Source organism: Streptomyces sp. R21 (assembly GCF_041051975.1).
Classification (GTDB): Bacteria; Actinomycetota; Actinomycetes; order Streptomycetales; family Streptomycetaceae; genus Streptomyces.
The window spans coordinates 614,927-630,070 of record NZ_CP163435.1; the positions used below are offsets into that span (position 1 = coordinate 614,927).

Here is a 15,144-nt window from a genome sequence, read left to right on the forward strand (position 1 = left end):
GTCTCCGTAGTCGTGGAGGGAGGAGTAGGGGTAGCCGGCACTCTCCCTGAAGCCCCTCTGGTCCTCGAGCATCAGCTGAATCCCGCGGACTCGCTTGGCGGACTTCCACTGATACAGATAGGGAACGAGCGGCAGGGCCAGTCAGAGGTATTCGGGTCCAGATCTGGCCGTCTCAGCCGTACACGATCCCAGGCCTGCCCGTCGAACAGGTCCTCGAGGGAAAGGTTGGTCGTGTAGCCGCCGCAGGAGTGGATCAGGCGTAGTCCGCGGCCGTCTCCACGTCCGCCAGCAGTACGTCCATGGAGACACCCTGCCCCTCCGTGTCGAACTTGGACCACTTGGTGACACAGTGCAGCTCCACCGTGGGCCGTTCGGCGGACTGGGCCACCAACTGGGCCCAGTTCTAGCGGTGTTGCACCCCGCCCTCGGTCGTGATCGCAGACTCCCACCCGTCATGGCCGACCCCCAGTGTGGGCCCGGCCGAGAGCACGTGGATCTCTCGGCCGTCACCTGTTCCCAGGGGGCACAGCGCAATGCCGCACGGCGCACACCGCACCGCCGGGTCAGCACCCGTCGGGCCCGACCCCTGCTGTCAAGGTCCACATCGTCGGCTTCACCGGCTCGTGGAGCTGGCGCTCTCTGTCAGCCCTGCCCATTGCGGGCGATGAGCGCCTCGACGCCGTCGAGGATGCGTTCCAGGCCGAAGTCGAGGGGGTCGGTGTCGTCGGGGGCGAAGGCGCCGGCGGCGATGGCGTCGGTGAGGGCGGGGAAACGGTCGGCGTGGCGTGCGAGCAGTTCGCCGGTGAGGCGGCTCCATTCCTGGTTGTGGTCCTCGTCGTAGTCGAGCCGTTGCTGGGCGGTGTTGCGGACGAGGCCGACGGCGAGGAGGAAGATCTGGTGCTGCTGGGCGGCCGTGAGACCGGTGGGCGCGAGGGCGGCCAGTGCGGAGTCGAGCCAGCTCAGCTGGTGGGGGCCCATGACCTGGCGGCGCATCGCGGTGGCCGTCAGCAGCCATGGGTGGGACCGGTACACCGCCCAGCACTGATGGACCCATTCCGTCAGGCGCGGCCGCCAGCCGGGGCCTGCGGCCGTCAGGTCGGGTCCTGATTCGAGGACGGCCTCGATCATCAGCTCGACGAGCTCGGCCTTGCCGGGGACATAGCGGTAGAGCGCCATCGCCGAGACGCCGAACTCGGCGGCGACCTTCTGCATGGAGACCGCGTCCAGCCCTTCCGTGTCGGCGATGACCACGGCGGCCCGGGCGATGCGGCGGGGATCGAGGCTGGGCTTGGGCCCCCGGCTCGGCTGCTCCTGTTCGCCCCACAGAAGTGCGACACCGGCCCGCACGTCGCGCTTTTTCTCTCCGGTCCTGGCCATCACGGTTCTCCCTCTCAGCGGCGTTCAGCGGGGCCGTTGACGCCTCCCTGTAACTGTGTATAGCGTAAACGCCATCAATCGTATAGGCCATAAACAGTTTCTGGAGCCAACCGTGATCGCCACCGTCATCACCGCGTCCGCCGCCCTCCTCGCCTCCCCCGCCGCCGGCCTCCTGGGCTACCGGCAGCTGAAGCGGGCGACGTACTCGAAGCAGCTGCGCATCACCACACCCGACGGCATCGACGAGTCCGGCTTCGTCCGCGTCGGCGGCATCGACCAGTGGATTTCGATCCGGGGCGAGGACCGCCGCAACCCGGTGGTCCTCGAGATCCACGGCGGCCCCGGCGCCTCCAACCTGGTGTTCGCCCCGCGCACTCGGACCTGGGAACGGCACTTCACCCTCGTGCGCTGGGACATGCGCGGGGCCGGCAAGACCTTCGGCCACGGCGGCCCGGACGGCCAGGGCGAGATGTCCTTCGAACGGATCTGCGCCGACGCGCTCGATGTCACCGAACACCTGCGTGCCAGGCTCGGCGTCGACAAGGTCGTCCTCGTCGCCAACTCCTTCGGAACCGTCTTCGGGCTCCGCCTCGCCCGCCGTCACCCCGAGTTGTACTCGGCCTACGTGGGCGCCGATCAGAACATCGTCGCGGGCGGGCGCGACCACTCCGCCTATCACGACGTCGTCGAGCGTCTGCGGGCAGGCGGCAAGCGAAAGGACCTGGCCACCGTCACCGCCATGGGCTCCGACCCGTCCGCCTGGACCGCGGAGCAGCGGTCCGACTACAACAAGGCCACCGTCACGTCCGACCCGCTGACGTACGACACCATGAAGACCGTGGTGATGCGGTCCCTGTGGTTCTCACCCCTGCACACCCTCGGCGAACTGCGGCACTACCTCCAGGCGATGACCTTCTCCGAGCGGATCACCCCCGAGACCGGTGCCGTCGACGAATGGGCCGACGGCACCGAGTTCAACGTCCCGTTCTTCCTCTTCCACGGCGAACTCGACGTGATCACCCCGGCCGGGCCCGCGAGGCGGTTCTTCGACGACGTCAGCGCCCCGCTGAAGGACTTCACCCTGGTCCCCGACACCAGCCACTTCTCTTCGTTCCGGCACCCCGACCGGTTCCTCGACCTCATGGTCACCAAGGTCCGCCCGGTGGTCACCGGCGAACGGGTTGCCCGCTGAAGCCCTCGCGCCCGCCGGGCAGTTCCTTCCGACGGGCGCCGGGTCCGGGGTACGTCGGAGCGGCCGGCCCCGATATTCGCGTCAGCGGACGACGTCGAAGACGTTCTTCTGCAGGCCGTTGGCGTAGGCCTCGTGCTCGACCAGCTTCAGTTTCTGGGTGTCCTTGTCCGTGGCGCTGAACAGGCGCTTGCCCGCGCCGAGGAGGAGCGGGAAGACGAGCAGGTGGTACCGGTCGATCAGGCCGGCGTCCGACAGGCTCTGGTTCAGCGCGGCGCTGCCGTGGACGATGATGGGGCCGCCGTCGGTCTCCTTCAGTGCGGCGACCTCGTCGAGCGAGCGCAGGATCGTTGTCTCGCCCCAGTTCGACACCAGGTCGTCGTCGGTGAGGGTGGTGGAGACGACGTACTTCGGCATCACCTTGTAGTCGGCGAAATCCTCCATGTCCGGCCACACCGGGCTGAACGCCTCGTAGCTGGCCCGGCCCATCAACATCGCGGTGGCCTCTCTCTGCTCACGGCCCTTGATGTCGAATGCCTCGGGGAGGAACTCGATGTCCTTGAAGGTCCACCCGGAGTTCCGGTAACCGGGCTCGCCGCCCGGGGCCTCCACAACGCCGTCGAGGGAGATGAAAGCGGTACTGATCAGCGTACGCATCTGGGGTTCCTCGGTATCTCGTGTCCGGTGGTCGACAGGTCCGACTCGTGCACGATTCGATCATGCTCGTGGCCGCGGTGCACCCGTCACGCTCTATGACCGCGGATCACGGAGAAACTCATCGGCGGCAGGACAGGTTTCGCCGCTGGTGCGCTCGTGCCGGATCGCTTCGCCCCTGCAGCCGTCGCGCCGAGGGGCTGCCGTCCCGGCAGGACGGCAGCCCCTGACTGTTGTGTCGTACCTCGGTTACTCGTCCACGGCCGCGCCGAACCGGGCGCCGCTGCCCGGCGCGCCGAGCGCACCGCCGCCGTAGGTCCACGAACCGTCGGCGACCAGTCCCTTCGTGCCGCCCGGCAGCACCCAGACCACGCCGTCCTGGTCGTTCTCGGAGGGCGCGGCGGCCACCAGGTCGAAGAGGCCGTTCGCGTCGGTGTCGGCGAGCAGCACCTGCGCACCCCACTCGTCGCCCGCCTCGGCCGTGCCGGGGACGTCGGGGCTGTTCTGGTCGAAGGACTGCGCGCCGGTGGTGGTCAGGCCGTGGGCCGAGCCGCGCAGCAACCACACCGCGCCCGCGTCCCGCACGGTCCCTATGTCCTCACCGGGCGCACCGACCGCCAGGTCCGCGTAGCCGTCCCCGTCGGCGTCGGCGACGGACAGGTCGGCGCCCCACGCGTCGCCGTGCTCGCCGAGACCGGGCACGCCCGTGGTGTTCTGCGTCCACCACTGGGGACCGTTGCCCGGTCCCTGGTAGTCGGCGGGCCCTTCCGGGCTGCCGTAGTACACGGCGACGAGTCCGCCGGTCATGCCCTCCGCTTCTTCGTCGGGGCCGCTCGACTGGCCGAGGACGAGGTCGTCGTAGCCGTCCTTGTTCAGGTCGCCCGAGGCGGAGGACACGCCGCCGCGCACGTCGCGCAGGTGGGTCAGACCGTTGGCGCCGCCCGAGTAGACGGTGGACCAGCCCTTCGAGAACTCGTCGGTGGGCCGGGATCCGGAGATGACGAGGTCGGCGTAGCCGTTCTTGTCGTAGTCGCCGGTCGTCAGGTACGCGGGCTGGATGGCGCTGCTCGCCGGGCCGCCCGTGGTGTTGATCCCGGCAGTCCGGTGCAGTGCGCCCTGGCCGTAGGTGTACACCTGGGCACCCGACTCATCGAGTACGGCGATCTCGTCGCCGTCGGTCGCCCCGGTGAACCGCGCCGCGGTGACGGCCAGGCCGAACCGGGAACCGGCGGCGGGGTGGGCCGACCCGAACGAGACGCTGCGCGCGGCGCCCAGTCCGGTCCTGGAGCCGTAGAGAACGGTCACGCGCCCGGCGCTCTCACGGGTCCCCACGTCCTCTCCAGGCGCACCGATGATCGCGTCGTCGTATCCGTCGCCGTCGAGGTCCCCGGTGGCGACGGCCGAGCCGAAGGCGTCGTCGGCCTCCGAGGTGCCGGGCACTCCGGCGGTGGACTGGCTGAAGACGGCCGTACGGGCCCCGGGCACGCTGGCGTTGGTGCCCATGCCGTTCGCCGCGCCGTACTGCACCGTGACGTAGCCGGCGCCCTTCTTGCCGGAGACGGTGCCGGCGGGCGCGCCGATCAGGACGTCGTTGTAGCCGTCGCCGTCGAAGTCACTGTTGCGGTCGTCGGCGCGCGTTCCGCCGGGCACGCCGGCCTGGGCGGCCGGTGCGGCGACGATGCCCGCGCCGGCCAGCAGCAGGAACGACGCGGCTGCCACGGCCGAGGCAGCGCCTCGCCGGGAGCGGGTCGCGGCCTTGGCACCGCGGCGCGCGTCGGTCGAGTCGGTGCTGTGCGACGTGCTGGTCATGATCTGCTCCCCGTTGGTCATGCGGTCAGGTGTCGGAGTTCGAGAGAAAGGTCTGGCTTGTCAAGTAATCCGGTCATAAAGCCTGTTCCTTACTCACGCCCAGTTCGACACGAGCCGACCCAGGAGAGTTGTGGCGCTCCAGAGGTCCGTGACACACCGGTGACAGATGTGGCACAACCGGGACGTCGACCGTCGAGGACCGGATGGCCGGACAGCCGGTTGGCCGAGCACGCTGTCACACATCGCCTTCGGGCTACGTCAACGTGGTGGAGCCCGCGACGTGGGCCCGAGTCACCGATATTCCGAGACACGGAGATGACGACATGACTGTTCTGATGGTGCGCTCCACCGTGAAGCCCGAGTTCAGCGCCGACCTCGAGGCCGCGCTGCAGAAGATGTTCACGGCCATCGAGAAGGCCCAGCCCGCTGGCGTGCGGTATGCGTCCTACCGGCTGCCCGACGGGGTCACGTACGTGGCGCAGCTGGAGCTCGAGGACGGCATCGAGAACCCGCTGCCCGCGATTGCCGAGTTCCGCGAGTTCCAGGCCGGCCTGAAGGACTGGCTGGCCGGACCGCCCGTTGCCGAGCACTTCGAGGTCCGGGGCTCCTACTCGTCCTGAACCGGTGGGAACGGTACGGGCCGGACGCCTCGCGCCGGGGTGTCCGGCCCGTACCGCGCTGCCAAGTCCCTTGTCAGTGGCGGGGCTTATGGTCCGGACATGAACACTCCGGCCGTAGCGGACTCGTGGGCTCGCATCGATGCCTGGCTGGCCCGCCACACCCCCGTCAGCCATGCGCAGCTGCGCCCGCCGGCGTCCGTGAGCGAGATCGAGGCCGCCGAGCGGACGCTCGGCGTGACCTTCCACGCCGACCTGGTGGCGTCCCTGCGCTGCCACGACGGTGTGGAACTCAAGGACAGAGCGGTCGAGTTGGCGTACTACGGGCCGCCGTCGAGCCTGACGGCGATCATCGAGAGCACACGGTTTCTGCGCGGTGTCGGCGCCGACCTCGATCTGCCCGACGACACCTTTGACGAGCATGACGAGGCCGATAAGGACGACGAGGGAAACGCGGAGCTTCTCGCGTACTGGCGTCACGAATGGCTGCTGATCACGCTGGGCATCGGCTGGCAGTCCTCCGACGGGCTGTTCCTCTCCTGCCGGCCCGGCCGCAACTTCGTCCGCGTGGGCCGCTACTTCGATGAGGACTCCCCTTCCTTCACCGAATGGCCGTCACTGCGGCACGCGTTGGCCGACTTCGCGGAAGCCCTGGAGCGGGGTCGACGGTTCGACAGCCGTATCCCGTCGGCCGTCGACGGCGTCCTGACATGGGGTGACTAGACGGCGTCACCTGCCTCGATCACCTCTTGCGCTCATTCCGTGACCCAATGTCAGTGGGCTTTGCCATGATGGGCAGTGGTGGGGAAGCGCGGGACGGGGGGACGGCGTGGTGGGGATCGATCAGTGCCGGAGGGCCGGCCGGTGACGCGGCGGAGGTCGCCCGCCAGGCGGCGCGGGCGGCGACCGAGCAGGCGTCAACAGCAGGCTGAGGCCCGGCTCCTGTTCGGGTTGGCGCTCGCAGCGGTGGCAGTCGGGCTCGTGGTGATGGTGGTCGCATGGCTCGCGGCGCATCGAGGGGTGGCGGTCGTCACCGTTCTCCTCGCAGGGCTGGCGGGCGCCGTCTGGGTACGGCGGCGACGGGAGCGCGCGCAATGGCGGGAGACGCAGCTGCGCGGGCTGCGCTATGCGCTGGCGCAGCTGGACGCGCTGCATCACCAGGAGTTCGAGCAGGCGGTACGGGAGTTGATGCGCCGCGACGGCTGCCCGGACGCGACCCGGGTCGGTGGCCGGGGTGACCTCGGCGCCGATGTGAAGGCGACGGACCCGCTGGGCCGGCGGTGGGTGATCCAGTGCAAGCACCGCCGCGACGGAGAGCGCGGGTCCGCGGTCGGCACGCCGGACCTGCAAGTCCTCAACGGCACCGCGCGTCCCGTCCACCAGGCCGACATAGCCGTCCTCGTGACGAACGGCCGTGTCACGGGCCCGGCAGAGGAATTCGCGCGACAGCAGCGGCTGCATCTGGTCGATCGCCGACTGCTGGCCACGTGGGCGGCCGGATCGCAGCCGCTGTGGGATCTGTTGGGGGCGCTGCCGCCGCCGCGCAGACCTTCCGCCCTCTCGTGACGGGACGGACGGGCTGAGACCTTCGGGCCGGGTCCTGACGGGACAGACGGAGACCGACCGCCGGGTCCTGACGGGACGGCAGGCAGGACCCACGCGGCGCTCGTCGGCCCTGCGCTGGCGGTGCTGCGACGGCGCGGAAGCGTTGGGGCACAGGAGCGGCATCAATCGAGACAATCCACTCCGTCATTCCCGGCACGTTCGCTGCCGGTGTCGGCTACATTCGAGAACCCTCGACTCCCGCACCTCTCGTTGAGGGTGTGTCGAGAAGACCTCCGGAGCGGTGAATGCACCAGTTCGAACACCCCTCGCCGACCGCGGCTTCGATGCACGGGGGACTCGCCGACAGCCTCTTCGACACGGCACGCCGCACCCCGCACCTCCCGCAGATCGCACGCCGCCGCGACACCGCCGACGGGACCTGGGCACCGATGACGGCCTCCGAGCTGCGCGACGAAGTGGTCGACCTGGCCCGGGGACTTGTCGCCTCCGGCCTGCGCCCGGGCAACCGGGTGGCCATCATGGCGCGCACGCGCTACGAGTGGACGGTACTCAGCTACGCGATGTGGGCCGTCGGGGCCGAACTCGTGCCGATCTACCCGACGTCGTCGCACGAGCAGGTCGCATGGATCCTCAAGGACTCCGGCTGCGTCGCCGTGGTCGTCGAGGACGAGCAGGGCATCATGACGGTCGCCTCGGCGTGTGCCTCGCTTCCCGCGCTGCGCCACGTCTGGCAGTTGGACAACGGCGCGCTGGCGCAGCTCGTCGAGCGGGGCCGTGCGATACCGCCGATGACCGTCGACTCCCTGCGGCGGATCGTGCTGCCCGACTCGACCGCGGTCATCGCCTACACCTCCGGCACGACCGGCCGGCCCCGGGGCTGCGCCCTCACCCACCGCAATCTGGCGAGTACCTGCGACACCCTGCTGGAGGGATGGGCGCACACGGCGGCTCGCCCCGGTGAACAGCCCTCCGTTCTCGCCTTCCTCCCGTTCTCGCACGTGTACGGCCTCATGATCCAGGGGCTGTGTCTGCGCGGCGGCCTGTTGATGGGACACCAGGCCGACCTGAGCGACGCGTCGCTTTCCGAGGCGATCCGGTCCTTCCGCCCCACCTACGTCTATGCCGTTCCTTCCGTCTTCGAGAAGATCTACAAGAACTTCCTGCGCGCATCCCAACGGGCGGGCCACGGCCTGCTGTTCGAGCGCGCGGCCCGTACGGCGACGGACTTCGCCGTCGCCGCCGAGCGCCACCGGCTGGGCACCGGCCCCGCCCCCGGCTTCGATCTGCGCCTGCAGCACGCGCTCTATGAAAAGACGGTCTACAAAAGACTCCGCGCCACGCTGGGCGGCCGCGTGTGCGGGGCGGTGTCGGGCGGCTCGCCCCTCAACCGAGAACTCGCCCTGTTCTACTCGGGGATAGGGATCTCCGTGCACGACGGGTACGGGCTCACCGAGACCAGCGGCGGCGTCACGGCGCAGCCGGTGGGGCGCGAGAAGTTCGGCACGGTCGGCCGCGCGCTTCCGGGCACGGACATCCGGGTGGCCGACGACGGAGAGGTTCTGGTGCGGGGCCCCTCGGTGTTCCAGGGGTACGTCAACGACGCCCCGGCCACCCACGAGGCGCTGCGGGACGGCTGGCTGGGCACCGGGGACCTCGGCCACCTGGACGCCGAGGGATATCTGACCATCACCGGCCGCAAGAAGGACGTCATCATCACGAGCAGCGGCAAGAGCGTGGCGCCCGCGGCTCTCGAACAGCGGTTGCGCGTGCACCCGTTGGTCCATCAGGCGGTGGTGGTGGGTGACAACCGGCCGTGTGTGGGCGCCCTGATCACCCTGGATCCGGAATTCCTCGCCCACTGGCGCGCGGCCTGGTCCAAGGGCGGCGCGGGACCGGCCCGTGACGCACGGGAGGAGAACGAACTGCGCGAAGAGATCCGGCGCGCCGTCGCCGCCGCCAACAGCACGGTGTCGCGTCCGGAGTCCATCCGGGTCTTCCGCGTCCTGCCGGAGCCCTTCGCTCCCTCCAACGGACTGATGACGCCGTCGATGAAGCTGCGACGCGATGCGATCGTGCGGCGCTACGCCGCCGAGATCGAGGCGATGTATCAGAGGTCCTCGCGAATTCCGCGGGAGTACTCGCTGGGCGAGCCGTCGATCTGGGAGGAGTCGGACAACGTCTTCCGGTGAGGCGCGCGGCAACCGGACATACGGCCGGTACGGTCACGCACCGGCCGGGTCGTCGGGGCCTCCTCGCCGCGGGGAACGTATGTGCCTCCTCGGAGCGACCGCAGCGGCGTCACTCGGCTACGGGCCTCCGGCATCCTGGTGATGTTCATGCACCTACGGTGCGCCGGCGGCCCGGGAGCAGCCAGATCCCTCCTGAGCGCAGGACCGCGCATCCTGGTACCGGCGCAACCACCGTGCGGGGAGGGATGAACGAGCGTTCCGTGACACGGCGCACCGCGCCACCACGAGCTACGCCGCCCGTGTGCCTTCTCCCTGCCGCGCGCCCGGCGGAGCCCCCGCGCGGCCCCGCACCCAGCCGTACAGCACCACCGAGCACACGGCGGCGAACGCGCACCAGGTGGAGACGAACTCCAGCTGCCACAGCACCCAGCAGATCAGCGCACCCCCGGCGACCAGAACACCGAGCAGCACCAGTCCCCGGTCCCCGGCCAGCAGCAGCGAGCCGACGGTGGCCAGGAGATATCCGGTGACGAGCAGCGCAGCATGGGGCAGACCGATGCCGTAGCCAACGGTGTGGCCGCGGATCTCGGCGCTCACCGGGCGCGTGGCAACCCCGTAGGCAAGCCCCGCGGCGGTCGCCACACCCACCGCCAGCGGGACCATCAGCCGCCGCCGCGCAGACGGCGGAGCCGCACAGATCACGCCCGCCGGTACCGACACCGCCAGGAGCGGCAGAGCGATCACGGCCCAGACGACGGTGGCAGGGCCCCTGCCTCTCTCGGAGTCCCACACCACCGACTCGACGATCTGATGGGCGCCGAGGAGCAGCGGAAGAGCCGCCAACGGCAGATCGCCCCTTCTGCGCACCCGCGCCACGCAGGCCACACCGACGGCGCCGATACCGGCACCGGCCACAAGATCGGCCGTCGCACTCCAACACATCGCGTCACCAGGGGGTCGGCCATCAGGTGGGACCGCCTTCGCGGCCCTTTCGATCGACAACGCTACGGCTCCCCCACCACATGCCCCTCGGTGACACGATGTCCCCGGCGCAGACGGCGCTCCTGCGGAATCCGGCCCACCGGCCGGGGCGGCAGCGGCGGATCGTCAGGGGGTGACCGGGGATGGGCACGATGGTCGTGGGACGCGGGGGCGCGGAGGCGCCGTGGGCGTGAAGGAGACCGACGAAGGCGCGGCGACGGCACGCATGGGGCCGTGGCGGTTCGTGGTGTGGTTCGGCGCGGTCAGCCTGCTCGCCGACTTCGTGTACGAGGGGGCCCGCTCGGTCACGGGTCCGCTGCTGGCCTCGCTCGGCGCGTCCGCGCTGGTGGTCGGCCTGGTCACGGGTGCGGGCGAGGCCGCGGCGCTGGGGCTGCGGCTGGTGTCGGGGCCGCTCGCCGACCGCACCCGGCGCTTCTGGGGTCTGGCGATCTCCGGGTACGCCCTCACGGTGCTCTCCGTGCCGCTGCTGGGCGTGGTCGGGGTGCTCTGGGCGGCCTGCGCACTGGTGATCGCCGAGCGGGTGGGCAAGGCGGTGCGTTCCCCGGCGAAGGACACGCTGCTCTCGCATGCCACCGCCGCGACCGGCCGGGGCGCGGCTTCGCGGTGCATGAGGCGATGGACCAAGTCGGCGCACTGATCGGCCCGTTGGTGGTGGCCGGAGTCCTCGCGCTGACCGGCGGTGACTACGGCCCGGCCCTGGGCGTGCTCGCCGTGCCCGCCGTCGCCGTGCTGGGGCTTCTGGTGTGGCTGCGGGCGCGGGTGCCCGACCCGGAGGCGTACGAGCGGGAGCTGACGCCGTCCGCCACCGCGGTGACTGCCGAGGGCCGGTTGCCGGCCGCGTTCTGGACGTACGCGGCGTTCACGGCGGCCACCACGGCCGGGTTCGCCACCTTCGGTGTGCTCTCGTACCACCTCGTCGTACGGCATCTGATGGCGACGGCGTGGGTGCCGGTGCTGTACGCCGCCGCCATGGTCGTCGACGCGATCGCCGCGCTGGCGACCGGCTGGTTCTACGACCGGGTCGGGGCGCGTGTGCTGGTGGTGCTGCCGCTGCTCGCCGCGGTGGTCCCGGCGCTGGCGTTCACCGACACGGTGGGGCTCGCGGTGGCGGGGTCGCTGGTGTGGGGTGCGGCCATGGGTGTCCAGGAGTCCACGCTGCGGGCCACGGTCGCCGATCTGGTGCCGTCGGGGCGGCGGGCGACCGCGTACGGCGTCTTCGCCGGGGTCGTCGGCGCGGCGAGTGTCGTGGGCGGCATGCTGACGGGGGCGCTGTACGGTTCGTCGATTCCGTTGCTGATCGCGGTCGTTGTCGCGATCCAGGTCACCGCCCTCATCCTGCTGGCCACTCTCCGCAACCGCCTCTCCTGAACTGAGGCGCAGCACTCCCGTCGCCCCTGTTCGAGCGCATCCATCGATGATTGGGTGGGCCGTGGCCACGCACACCCATCACCAGGAGAGCCACGCAGCCATGAGCAACCCCTACACGTACGAGTACAAGGTCGTCTCCTTCCGGGAGTCGCTGATCGGCGACGCGCTGGACAGCGACAAGCTGGAGAAGGTCCTCAACAAGCATGCCGGGGACGGGTGGGCACTGAAGGCGATCACGTCCGCCGACGTCAAGGGCCGGATAGGTCCCGGCGCGGTCGAGGGGCTGCTCCTCACGTTCGAGCGTCCGCGCCAGTAGCGACCGCAGGCGGGGGCCGCCTGCGACGGCGGCCTCCACCCGGCCGGTTTCCGCGCGCGAAAACCCCAGACAATTGGGGTACCGCGGGCTCGTTCCCGGTCGAAGACTGTGGACATGAACACCACCGACCGCACCCTCACCCGCAACAGCCAGAGCGCCCCGAGCGAGCAGCTCGACCGGAACAAAGAGACCGTACGAGCGTTCATCGACGCGCTCTTCACCAAAGGCGACCTCGGCGCAGTCGACGAATACCTCGCCGAGGACTTCCTCAATCACGACCCGCCCTTCGGGGCCTCCGCGGACCGCGAGGGCATGCGCGCCGCGAGCGCCCTGATCCGTACCGCCTTCCCGGACTGGCACAGCGAACCCGACCTCCTGATCGCCGAGGACGACCTGGTCGTCGAGCACTTCGCCGCCACCGGCACGCAGCGCGGCGAGATCCTCGGCGTACCTGCCCCGGCGGAGGGCCGGAGCGCCACCCTGCGCGGGATCAACATCTTCCGCATCCGCGACGAGCGGATCGTGGAGCGCTGGGGCCGCCTCGACGAACTGGGCTTCATGCGCCAACTGGGCGGTGCTCCGGCGCAGGAGTAGCGTCGTGACCATGGCAGGGGCAACAGCCGCCGCGGCTCGCGTCGAGCGCCAGGTCTCCGGCATCGTCGGCCGGTCCTGGGCCGGGCTGGACGCCGTCTCCTTCCGCACGGACGTCCTGCGCAGGCTGCGCAGGATCGTGCCGGTGGACGCGGCGTTCTTCGCCACCGTCGATCCCGTGACGCTGCTGTTCACCTCGGCACTCGCCGAGGACCCGCTGGCCGCTGCGACACCTCTGTTCCTGGACAACGAGTTCGGCTGCCAGGACGTCAACAAGTTCGCCGCGCTGGCCGAGGCGCTCTCCCCTGTCGCCTCCCTCGACCTGGCCACGGCCGGTGACCGGACGGCGAGTCCCCGCTACCGCGAGGTGATGGCCCCGCTCGGCCTGGGGGACGAACTCCGGGCCGCGCTGGTGTGCGGGCACCACTGCTGGGGCGTGCTGTGCCTGCATCGCGAGGAATCCCCGTCCGGCTTCACCGCGCGGGAGCTGGACCTGGTGCGCCGCCTGGTACCGCATCTTGCCGAGGGGCTGCGCCGGGCCGTGACCGCCGACGCGACCGGGCCCCCGACGCCCACCGGGAGCCAGGCGGCGGGGATCCTGGTGCTCGATGCCGACCTCGGACTGGTCTCGATGAGCGCCGAGGCCGAGCAGTGGCTGGCCGACGTACCCGCGCACCATTGGCCCGGCGTCCGCGAGCTTCCCCTGCCCGTCTATGCGGCCGCCGCCCGGCTCGCTCTCGCCGAACGCGCACGGCCGTCCGACGCGCCCGCCCCCGGCACCGTACGGCTGCGCGGCCGGTCGGGGCAGTGGCTGTCCCTGCACGCCACCCGCCTCCAGGGTCCGGCGGGACTCCAGATCGGGGTCGTCGTCCAGGCCGCGCAGCCGGCCGAACTCAGCTCCCTGCTGCTGAGCGCCCACGGCCTCACCGGCGCCCAGGCACGCGTCGCCGCCCTCGTCCTCAAGGGCCGGTCCACCCGCCAGATCGTCGCCGAGCTCCATGTCTCCGCCAACACCGTCCAGGAGCATCTGACCGCGGTCTTCGACAAGTTCGGCGTGCGCAGCAGGCGTGAACTGGTCGGGGCCGTGCTGTCGGCCGCCGCAGCACCCCACTGACGATTCCCGCTCCGCGGGCATCGCGGAGGGACCGTGTCTGCGAGCATGAGGCTTTGGACACGGGGGTGACTGGGGATGCGGAAGAAACGGCACTTACGGCAGGGGCGAGCGACCGTGCCGACGGTGGGCGCGACGGTGCTCGGAATCCTGCTCGCGGGGTGCGGGAGTGCGCGGCCCGGCGACTCGGAGCCCACGTCGTCGGCCTCGGCGTCCGTTTCCGGTCCTGCGTCCCCCTCGACGGCCTCGCTCTCCGTCAACGGCCCGTGGCATGCGTGGACCGCGTCCCTGACCGCACCGGAGGCGTCCGGCACCTGTGGCGCCACGGCCCACCAGGTCGTGTGCAGCACCGCACCCGACGGCCTCGTCGGCAGGTCACGGGCCACCGGCGCGGTCACCTGGCGAGTCGCCGTCACCGGCAGCGGCAAGAACGGCGGACTCGTCGTCGACGCGGCCGACGAACGCGCCATGACCAGCAGCAGCCGCGTCCTGCGCGCCGCGAATCTGCGCACCGGCAAGCAGGCCTGGACCCATCGGCTGCCCGACGAGCACAGCTACCTCGCCGTGGGCGCGGCCGACGGCGTCGTCTACGCCCTCGAGTCCGCAGGCAGCACCCGGCGCGCGATCACCCTCGCCGCCTTCCGGGCGTCCAGCGGTGCGGCGTTGTGGCACCGGGCCGTCGACGCGGACCTGGGTGAAGGGATCGCCGCGTTCGGCGGCCGGATCTACGTCACCGACGGCACCAAGGTCACCGCCCGCGACGCGCGCAGCGGCACAACCGTCGCGACCAGCCCCTCGGGCACCCGGTGCCCGCACCTCATCGCCGGAGGCACCTATCTCGTGTGCACCGGCAGCCCGCTGTCCGCCGAGGACACCTTCCCGCCGCTCCGGCGTCTGGACCCGGCCACGCTCGCGCCGCTCCCGACCGCCGAGGACACGGGGATGAAGCCGGAGCGCGGTCTGATCTCGCCCGACGGCGTGCTGATGCTGTTCGAGGACAGTGCCGAGGACCCGGGCGCCGGAACCTGGAACGCCTACGACCTCGAACACCGCCGCCGCCTGTGGAGTTACGACACCAGCAGCAAGCAGGGCGGCCTGGTCGGCGGGCGCTTCGTGACCTTCACCCCCGACAACGACACCACCCGGGGACGACTCATCTCGATCGACCTGCACGCCGGTCAGGACGCGACCGGCGCCGCCGCGCCGCGCATGTCCGCGCGATATCCGCAGACAGCGGGCAGCGGGTTCCCGGCACTCGTCGTGCCGGGAGGCGGCTCGGGTCATGTCGTCGTCGAGCCGTCGCCGCGTCACACCCTGCGCTCGATCCCGCTCCCGTGATGCGCCGCCCGATGCGG

At 70.9% G+C, this 15,144-nt stretch carries 16 protein-coding genes; 11 read left to right on the top strand and 5 right to left on the bottom strand.

Going from position 1 to position 15,144, the window contains the following annotated elements; genetic code table 11:
- Positions 1-253: 253 nt before the first annotated feature.
- A complete protein-coding gene (locus AB5J56_RS02955; RefSeq protein WP_369229699.1) occupies positions 254-388 on the bottom strand; it encodes a hypothetical protein in 135 nt (44 codons plus the stop codon).
- 254 nt (positions 389-642) lie between these two features.
- Entirely contained in the window at positions 643-1,377 is a 735-nt protein-coding gene (locus AB5J56_RS02960; protein WP_369229701.1) for a TetR/AcrR family transcriptional regulator, read from the bottom strand.
- Positions 1,378-1,489: 112 nt separating this feature from the next.
- Between AB5J56_RS02960 and AB5J56_RS02965 the strand changes: the two genes are divergently transcribed.
- Positions 1,490-2,569 carry an alpha/beta fold hydrolase gene (locus AB5J56_RS02965; RefSeq protein WP_369229703.1) on the top strand — a complete coding sequence of 360 codons (1,080 nt, stop codon included), beginning with the start codon at positions 1,490-1,492 and terminating at the stop codon, positions 2,567-2,569.
- 81 nt (positions 2,570-2,650) lie between these two features.
- On the opposite strand, the gene AB5J56_RS02970 is transcribed toward AB5J56_RS02965, so the two are convergent.
- Positions 2,651-3,223, bottom strand: coding sequence for a dihydrofolate reductase family protein (locus tag AB5J56_RS02970; RefSeq protein ID WP_369229705.1), 573 nt, complete (start codon positions 3,221-3,223; stop codon positions 2,651-2,653).
- Between the two features lie 246 nt (positions 3,224-3,469).
- Entirely contained in the window at positions 3,470-5,029 is a 1,560-nt protein-coding gene (locus tag AB5J56_RS02975; RefSeq protein WP_369229707.1) for an FG-GAP repeat protein, read from the bottom strand.
- Positions 5,030-5,352: 323 nt separating this feature from the next.
- Here AB5J56_RS02975 and AB5J56_RS02980 point away from each other — a divergent pair, with 323 nt between their 5' ends.
- The 4 genes from AB5J56_RS02980 (at position 5,353) to AB5J56_RS02995 (ending at position 9,401) form a co-directional block, all read left to right on the top strand.
- A complete protein-coding gene (locus AB5J56_RS02980; protein WP_369229709.1) occupies positions 5,353-5,649 on the top strand; it encodes an antibiotic biosynthesis monooxygenase in 297 nt (98 codons plus the stop codon).
- 99 nt (positions 5,650-5,748) lie between these two features.
- Entirely contained in the window at positions 5,749-6,369 is a 621-nt protein-coding gene (locus AB5J56_RS02985; protein ID WP_369229711.1) for an SMI1/KNR4 family protein, read from the top strand.
- 243 nt (positions 6,370-6,612) lie between these two features.
- A complete protein-coding gene (locus AB5J56_RS02990; protein WP_369229713.1) occupies positions 6,613-7,212 on the top strand; it encodes a restriction endonuclease in 600 nt (199 codons plus the stop codon).
- A gap of 284 nt (positions 7,213-7,496) precedes the next feature.
- Complete coding sequence (locus AB5J56_RS02995; protein WP_369229715.1) at positions 7,497-9,401, top strand: long-chain fatty acid--CoA ligase; 1,905 nt, start codon at positions 7,497-7,499, stop codon at positions 9,399-9,401.
- 288 nt (positions 9,402-9,689) lie between these two features.
- Here AB5J56_RS02995 and AB5J56_RS03000 read toward each other — a convergent pair whose 3' ends face one another.
- Entirely contained in the window at positions 9,690-10,343 is a 654-nt protein-coding gene (locus AB5J56_RS03000; protein WP_369229717.1) for a DUF6629 family protein, read from the bottom strand.
- A gap of 229 nt (positions 10,344-10,572) precedes the next feature.
- Here AB5J56_RS03000 and AB5J56_RS03005 point away from each other — a divergent pair, with 229 nt between their 5' ends.
- The 6 genes from AB5J56_RS03005 to AB5J56_RS03030 all read left to right on the top strand — a co-directional run bounded on the left by AB5J56_RS03005 (position 10,573) and on the right by AB5J56_RS03030 (position 15,127).
- Positions 10,573-11,040, top strand: coding sequence for a hypothetical protein (locus tag AB5J56_RS03005; protein ID WP_369229719.1), 468 nt, complete (start codon positions 10,573-10,575; stop codon positions 11,038-11,040).
- On the top strand, positions 11,019-11,771 hold the full coding sequence (locus AB5J56_RS03010; RefSeq protein ID WP_369229721.1) for an MFS transporter: 753 nt from the start codon (positions 11,019-11,021) through the stop codon (positions 11,769-11,771). The genes AB5J56_RS03005 and AB5J56_RS03010 overlap by 22 nt, the downstream gene beginning before the upstream one ends.
- 100 nt (positions 11,772-11,871) lie before the next feature.
- Positions 11,872-12,087 carry a DUF4177 domain-containing protein gene (locus AB5J56_RS03015; protein WP_369229723.1) on the top strand — a complete coding sequence of 72 codons (216 nt, stop codon included), beginning with the start codon at positions 11,872-11,874 and terminating at the stop codon, positions 12,085-12,087.
- 114 nt (positions 12,088-12,201) lie between these two features.
- On the top strand, positions 12,202-12,681 hold the full coding sequence (locus AB5J56_RS03020; protein ID WP_369229725.1) for an ester cyclase: 480 nt from the start codon (positions 12,202-12,204) through the stop codon (positions 12,679-12,681).
- Positions 12,682-12,691: 10 nt separating this feature from the next.
- Entirely contained in the window at positions 12,692-13,792 is a 1,101-nt protein-coding gene (locus tag AB5J56_RS03025; RefSeq protein ID WP_369229727.1) for a LuxR C-terminal-related transcriptional regulator, read from the top strand.
- A gap of 114 nt (positions 13,793-13,906) precedes the next feature.
- The gene (locus tag AB5J56_RS03030) at positions 13,907-15,127 is read left to right on the top strand and encodes a PQQ-binding-like beta-propeller repeat protein (RefSeq protein ID WP_369229729.1); all 1,221 of its coding nucleotides are present in this window, start codon (positions 13,907-13,909) and stop codon (positions 15,125-15,127) included.
- Positions 15,128-15,144 lie beyond the last annotated feature (17 nt).

What these genes read in the sequence shown, in the direction of transcription:
- AB5J56_RS03025 (WP_369229727.1), top strand. Translation starts at nt 12,692, where the DNA reads ATGGCAGGGGCAACAGCCGCCGCGGCTCGCGTCGAGCGCCAGGTCTCC.
- AB5J56_RS02980 (WP_369229709.1), top strand. Translation starts at nt 5,353, where the DNA reads ATGACTGTTCTGATGGTGCGCTCCACCGTGAAGCCCGAGTTCAGCGCC.
- AB5J56_RS03020 (WP_369229725.1), top strand. Translation starts at nt 12,202, where the DNA reads ATGAACACCACCGACCGCACCCTCACCCGCAACAGCCAGAGCGCCCCG.
- AB5J56_RS03000 (WP_369229717.1), bottom strand. Translation starts at nt 10,343, where the DNA reads ATGTGTTGGAGTGCGACGGCCGATCTTGTGGCCGGTGCCGGTATCGGC.
- AB5J56_RS02995 (WP_369229715.1), top strand. Translation starts at nt 7,497, where the DNA reads ATGCACCAGTTCGAACACCCCTCGCCGACCGCGGCTTCGATGCACGGG.
- AB5J56_RS02970 (WP_369229705.1), bottom strand. Translation starts at nt 3,223, where the DNA reads ATGCGTACGCTGATCAGTACCGCTTTCATCTCCCTCGACGGCGTTGTG.
- AB5J56_RS03010 (WP_369229721.1), top strand. Translation starts at nt 11,019, where the DNA reads ATGGACCAAGTCGGCGCACTGATCGGCCCGTTGGTGGTGGCCGGAGTC.
- AB5J56_RS02960 (WP_369229701.1), bottom strand. Translation starts at nt 1,377, where the DNA reads ATGGCCAGGACCGGAGAGAAAAAGCGCGACGTGCGGGCCGGTGTCGCA.
- AB5J56_RS02975 (WP_369229707.1), bottom strand. Translation starts at nt 5,029, where the DNA reads ATGACCAGCACGTCGCACAGCACCGACTCGACCGACGCGCGCCGCGGT.
- AB5J56_RS02985 (WP_369229711.1), top strand. Translation starts at nt 5,749, where the DNA reads ATGAACACTCCGGCCGTAGCGGACTCGTGGGCTCGCATCGATGCCTGG.
- AB5J56_RS03015 (WP_369229723.1), top strand. Translation starts at nt 11,872, where the DNA reads ATGAGCAACCCCTACACGTACGAGTACAAGGTCGTCTCCTTCCGGGAG.